Annotated in this window: 5 protein-coding genes; 2 read left to right on the top strand and 3 right to left on the bottom strand. The window is 58.5% G+C overall.

Going from position 1 to position 6,078, the window contains the following annotated elements:
- Positions 1-238 precede the first annotated feature (238 nt).
- Positions 239-1,141 carry a fatty acid desaturase gene (locus VGI36_20675; protein ID HEY2487566.1) on the bottom strand — a complete coding sequence of 301 codons (903 nt, stop codon included), beginning with the start codon at positions 1,139-1,141 and terminating at the stop codon, positions 239-241.
- A 196-nt stretch (positions 1,142-1,337) separates the two neighbouring features.
- Here VGI36_20675 and VGI36_20680 point away from each other — a divergent pair, with 196 nt between their 5' ends.
- Positions 1,338-1,919, top strand: a complete 582-nt coding sequence (locus tag VGI36_20680) for a hypothetical protein (protein ID HEY2487567.1) — start codon at positions 1,338-1,340, stop codon at positions 1,917-1,919.
- A gap of 170 nt (positions 1,920-2,089) precedes the next feature.
- A complete protein-coding gene (locus tag VGI36_20685; protein ID HEY2487568.1) occupies positions 2,090-3,160 on the top strand; it encodes a class I SAM-dependent methyltransferase in 1,071 nt (356 codons plus the stop codon).
- A gap of 513 nt (positions 3,161-3,673) precedes the next feature.
- On the opposite strand, the gene VGI36_20690 is transcribed toward VGI36_20685, so the two are convergent.
- The gene (locus VGI36_20690) at positions 3,674-4,564 is read right to left on the bottom strand and encodes a fatty acid desaturase (protein HEY2487569.1); all 891 of its coding nucleotides are present in this window, start codon (positions 4,562-4,564) and stop codon (positions 3,674-3,676) included.
- Positions 4,561-5,796, bottom strand: coding sequence for a DEAD/DEAH box helicase (locus VGI36_20695; protein HEY2487570.1), 1,236 nt, complete (start codon positions 5,794-5,796; stop codon positions 4,561-4,563). Before VGI36_20695 ends, VGI36_20690 begins: the two co-directional genes overlap by 4 nt.
- Positions 5,797-6,078 lie beyond the last annotated feature (282 nt).

A 6,078-nucleotide genomic window follows, 5' to 3' on the forward strand; every position in this document is an offset into this window, starting at 1 on the left:
CCACGGCTATGACACTCGCCACTTCGTCTCCTAGCGTCGTGAACTCCGGGTCACTCCCCACGTGACGCAGAATCTGTGGCGGCCGAGGGCTCTACGCTCTACACACGATAAGGTACAGCCGTGCTCAGAACCCATGGACACGCCTGGTGCAACGCCTGAGTTGGCAAGACATCAATCAGCTCCCCCTATCGAAACAATTAGCAATTGAGTCTGAATGCCCTCACATCGGGTTCCTATCTCAATGAACAAGTCCCGATCCAGTTCTTTTCGCCAACAAAGCCAATCTCTGCTCGTGGTTCATGGGCTCCCAAGGGACAAGTTTCTCAGCAAGCACATCTATTCTTCGACTGAGGGTCAAGGCGAAGAACAGTCCCATGAAATCCAGGTCGCGGAAAACCAGAGCCCCGGACTTTCTCATCCGGTCGCGAATTCGCTCGAAATGGACCGGCATTTCGGTCCAGTGTAAGCCAGCTCGGTGATGATGACAGAGGTGGTATCCTTCGTTCATGAAGTTGATCTCATCCAGAACGGTGGCAGTATGCGCAAAATAATCCTCGGGATGTTCTGGGTCATAGAAGGCGTGCTGGACCCATGCAATGATTGCCGTGATGAAGTTCATGCAGAGAAGAGGAACCAACACGAACAGCGCCCCGATTCTCCAATCGTAGATAACGACCGCCCCGAAGTAGACGTAGTACCTGGCTAAACCCCAGAACAGGCGTTTTCGGCTCTCTTCGTCGCCGCTCGCCTTAAAGTAAGCGTATGGGGCAATCCCTAAAACCGTCCAAATGTTGTTCGAGAGATACCACAGGAAATCTAGCCGACTCGTTCGATCGTAGCCTCTGGACTCGGCGGTATCATCGAGTCCCCCGTTCTCTCGATGGTGGAGACGAACATGAACAGTCCGGTCCAGTTCCGGAACGTTTCCGTACAAATATCCCAGAAAAAATTCAACGTAACGGCCTAAGAACTTACTATACTTCTCTGAGAAGTAGCCTTTAGGCCGGTGAGCCTCCAGGTGTTTGGCGCTGAACATTCTCGCAAACCGTTGGAACCTGAGACCGTAAAGGGAAACATAAAAGGCGATCGCGAGCAGCAGTCGAGGTTTTCCTAAAGCGAGTTGGATCAGGAAAACTGGCATAGCGCTGAGGCTAATGGAGACTATGAGGCGTAACGCGGGCGTGTCTCGAGCGTCCTGCAGAACTAGCTCCCCGAGCCGATCGAGTAACCGATCATAAGCCGCGGACAGACCTCGGTGCGCGTTGCGTAGCGGCCGAACCCTCGCGAGAACCACTGCCACGCGATAGCATCCGAAGGAAAGCACGGATACGAGCGATATGGCAGCAATGCTGGCCAACGCCATGGGAACCCCACAGCATCGAAATGCGAGTTTGGGTTTGGCTTCAAAACTCATGCAAAAAGTAGCGTCGGCTGGCTGTGCCTGCCGAAACCCTGGATGTGAAGATACTGATGATGGAGCCCAGCACTGGAATCTTCGCAATACTACCTGCCGTCTGGCGTCAAGGAAAACGGCTCCTCTTCGAAATCATGGTTTAAGGCATTTAACTCAATCACCTGCTTTCTCCAACGCAGGTCTCAACACAATTTTATCTCTTCGCGGGGTCGATCGCGCTGCGGGCGACGCGAAACCCACAGTAGCGATGCAACGATTTGTACGCGGTACCCCGCTCGGTTGGATAGCCATTGGACTGGCGATTAAAATCCGCGCGACGCGCTCGCGCGCAAACGCCATTGCGCAGGCGCAAACACGTAGCCGCGCCGCTAATACCGTTTCGACAGGCTTCGCGTCAATCACAGTTATTCGAGCATGTTCGAAGATGTACGCGATGGTGGCCCCCAACTGCTTCAAGTCATTTTCGAATCGCGCCATAGGGTTGGACCCGGCCTGCGGATTGTGAAAGGACCCGAGCGAAGGCTGGGCGTCAAATCGGGGTGGCGGAGAGGGCGTTAACTGACCGCTTTTTGGCTGCGAGGGACCCGCAACCGGCTCGGCGGAAGGATGCAACGGCAGGTCGTCTGGTGTATGCATGGAGCCGAATCAGAGGAAAAAAGGAAATTCGGCTATACGATGGCACTGAGTGGGAATCTTGACCTCGAAAAAGCGAAACGGGTTGCACAGGCCGTGGTCGGCGACGTCGCGACGGTCATGCACGGGGCGCTCGTCTTTATCGGCGATCGCATGGGGCTGTTCAAAGCGATGGTGGAGGCGGGGCCGCTTACGTTTGAGCAGCTCGCGACAAAGGTCGGCCTAAGTGCGCGCTATGTGCGCGAGTGGCTGGGCGCAATGGCGGCCGCGCATTACGTCAACTATGACCCTAAGGCGGACACCTATCTCTTGACGCCTGAATACGCAGCGGCGCTCGCCGATGAAGACTCTCCTTTCTTCGTCGGCAGCTATTTCCAAATGGCACAGGCGGTGGTCTCCGTGGCACCGAAAGTGTCAGAAGCGTTCAAAACCGGTAAGGGTGTGGCGCAGGCCGAATATCCACCATCATTCTTCGAGGCCGCCCAGCGTAATTCACGCACCCGGTATCTGCACAAGCTGATGCGCAAATGGATTCCCGCGATGCCGCAGGTAGTCGAAGTGCTAAGCGCCGGCGGCATCGGCGCCGACGTGGGATGTGGCGGCGGACTCGCTGCAATCATGATCGCCCAGGCCTATCCCAAAGCACGGATGGTCGGTTTCGACGTGCACGTCGAATCGATAGACCGCGCGCGGCGCAACGCGCGGGCTGCGGGGGTCGCGGATCGGGTATCGTTTGAGGTCGCCAATGGTTCGCAACTGCCGGGACACAAATTCGATTTCGTTTCGACCTTCGATGTTGTTCACGACGCGGTCGACCCACTCGGGCTAATGTCTGGAATCCGGCACGCCCTCAAGGACGACGGCACTTATCTCGTTCAGGAAGTGAATGTATCAGACAAGGTTGGCGAGAATATCCGACCGATGGGCAAGATGATCTACTCGGTCAGTACGCTTTACTGCATGACTACCTCCCTAGCGCATGGTGGGGCAGGAATCGGTGCCGCGATGGGAGAGAACAAAGCACGGGAACTGGCGGCGGGCGCCGGCTTTTCGCGCTTCACACGGTTGCCGATCGAGGACGACTTCGCGGTGCTCTACGAACTACGCCCTTGAACTGAAACGAGATCCAGGCGTGAGGGTGGCACTCTCAGCAAAACCGAGAGAAACCATCCGCTCCAAGGTACGTCTGAGCTTCAAACCAACCGCTTGGTCCTTCGACAATTCAGTGATTCGGAGGTCGATCCTCGCCTCGCCCACCGCCCACCCGAGGGAAGTAATCGCCATTCCACAGGTCGGTCGTTCGCACCATCGCTACGAGCGCCTCGCGGCCTGACGAACCCGAGTGCCATGTAATTAGTCGCGTGTTGGTGTGCTGGTATCGCCCTACCGCAATTGCCGATACCCTTGCTGCTGAGACCCAATAAAAATGGTTGCGCCCTTCCTCTTTGGCAGCATCAGTCGGCTCCGTCATCGATTCCCGGTTCCGCTTGCGATGGGAATTTTCAGCAGGAACATGGGTTTTCGGTAGCGAAGCTGCACCTGAAGTGCCTGCGGCCGCGCAGGTCAATCGCGATCGCGCGTTGAGGCATCTGCCCGCCGCGCCCTGGAACACGCCGACTTCGAATCTCAGTTGTTCGACTGAAGCCTTGAGCCAACCACACCCGATCCGCGTCGCACGTCGCTGACCAGGCCAACCTTTTCGAACATACAAACTACCGCGTAGCCAACGTCAGGCTGGCGCCAGTTCCAACCCAGCCGCGCGATACCGGGGCGGGCGTGATGGTTGCGATGCCAGTTCTCGCCCTGGAGGAAATGCATCCAACCGAGCCACTTAACGTTGCGGCTGGAATCCATGCCGAAGGGTGTGTTTGGCTCGGTGTGGCAGATGCTGTTGACGAAGCATTGGGCGTGTAGCGCATAGACCATCCGGATTGATCCGAGCCAGAAGAAAGCCGCGGGGCTGAAATACAATCCGCCGAAATATGAGAGCGCAAGTATCGCGGGCTGTAACGGCTTCCATACCCGGTACTTGAAACGATTGAGATCGGGACAATAGCGATCGATCGACGGTGCCTCCGCCTGCCACAACCATCGCATGTGCGCCCACCAGAACCCGTGGAGCGCCGGGCTTGATACATCGCCCACGGTGTCGGCCTTGGCATGATGCACGCGATGGCTGGCGGTCCACGTAATCGGCGACCCGGAACTGTTGAACATCGCAAAGAACGTGAGCACGGCGCTGAGGGCCGGATGCAGCTTCAGCGAGCGGTGCGCGAGCGCGCGATGGTAACATACGGTCGTCCCCAGTCCGCCGATCCACGCCAATGCAAGGGCGCCCAGTAACACGCGCCAGGCGGGTAGCGGGAACAGGATTAATCCTGCCAGGGCCGTCAGATGAATGAGTATGAACCAGGGAAGAATGATGAAGTCGTGACGAGTGGTTCGCCACCATGGCCACTCCCATCCGCGGAGTGAGGCCTCTGGCTCAGCCGTCTGTTCAAGCGCGAGATTGCTCATATTGTGTGCTTTCTGCCTGCGAAGAATCCGCGACCCTGAGGGCGGCCGCGCACCGTCCGATGGTGAACGGGTCGCGGTTTCGCTGTCACGGAGGGCTTGGGGTGCTCGATGTCTGGTATTTCGAATCCCTCGAACCGAGTGCGCTCGAGCTTCATTCCCAGGGTTCTCTCGATGTCGCGCAGCGCCGGCCCGTCCTCGGGCATCGCAAAGCTCAGAGCTTTGCCAGACTTGCCCATCCGGGCGGTTCGGCCGATCCGGTGGATGTAACTGTCGGAACTGTCCGGAAGATCGAAGTTGATGACGTGGGAAACGTCGGGAACGTCGAGCCCGCGCGCGGCCACATCGGTCGCCACCAGCACCGTGAAATGGCCTCGATGAAATCCGGCCAGGGCCGCGTTGCGCTGATTCTGCGAACGATCGCCGTGGATCGCGACCGCCTTGATACCGTTGCGCGTGAGAAGCTTCGCGGCGCGGTCCGCGCGGCTTTTCGTGCGGGTGAACACGATGGCGCGGTCGACCTCGCCACGGCAGAGCAGCTTGAGCAGCAGCGGACCTTTGTTTTCGGCAGTCACGGGATATATCGATTGGCGGATGCTCGCGGGCGGGGTAGAAATTCTCCCGATATTGACGCGGGCTGGCTCACGCAAAAACTCGCGAGCGACCCCTTCCACGCTCGGGTCCATGGTCGCGGAGAACATCAGGGTTTGATGCGGTCCTTTGACCATCCGCAGGATGCGGCGCAATTGCGGCAGGAAGCCCATGTCGAGCATCCGGTCGGCCTCGTCGATGACGACCAACTCGATGCGATCGAGTTTGACCTCCCCACGCTCGAGGTGATCGATAAGGCGCCCCGGGCACGCGATTACTACCTGGGCAGTGCGCAATTCGTGGACCTGGCGGTTCATCGATTCACCGCCGACCACGACCGCGCCACGAAAACGGGTATTGCGTGCGAGCAGCGAGAACTCACGGCCGATTTGCGCGGCCAGTTCTCGGGTGGGAGCAAGGATCATCGCGGCAAGCCCGCGCGCGCCATTGCCATGCAGGCGATTGAGCAGGGGAAGCAGAAACGCCGCCGTTTTGCCGCTGCCGGTGCCTGCGCTCGCGACCAAATCGCGGCCCGCGAGTGCTACCGGAATTGCATCGGCCTGGATCGGGGTTGGTTGATGATGTCCGCGGTCGCGAACCGAGCGCAGGACTTCGGGTGATAAAGCGAGGGCAGAAAAAGACAAAGAGACTCCATGTTCAGAGCCAACGGATTCCAGTTGGGCGGTGAGGCCGAACGAGTGGTTCTGGGGCTAAGAGGTGATGCGTCGCGGAATCCGACGCGCGTTGACCGTTGATCGGTCAGCCCATAGCGTACGGATAGTCGGCGGCGCGGTCAATAGGGGACCGGCGAAACGAACTCGGGAGCGGAAACTTCATGAGTCGTACCACGATGCTTTCAGACACCGATTTCTCGGCCGGTTCCGCAGCAGAGCAGCATCGCCGGCACTCGGCAGCAAGCGCAGAAC

The organism is Candidatus Binataceae bacterium (genome assembly GCA_036495685.1).
GTDB lineage: Bacteria > Desulfobacterota > Binatia > Binatales > Binataceae > JAFAHS01.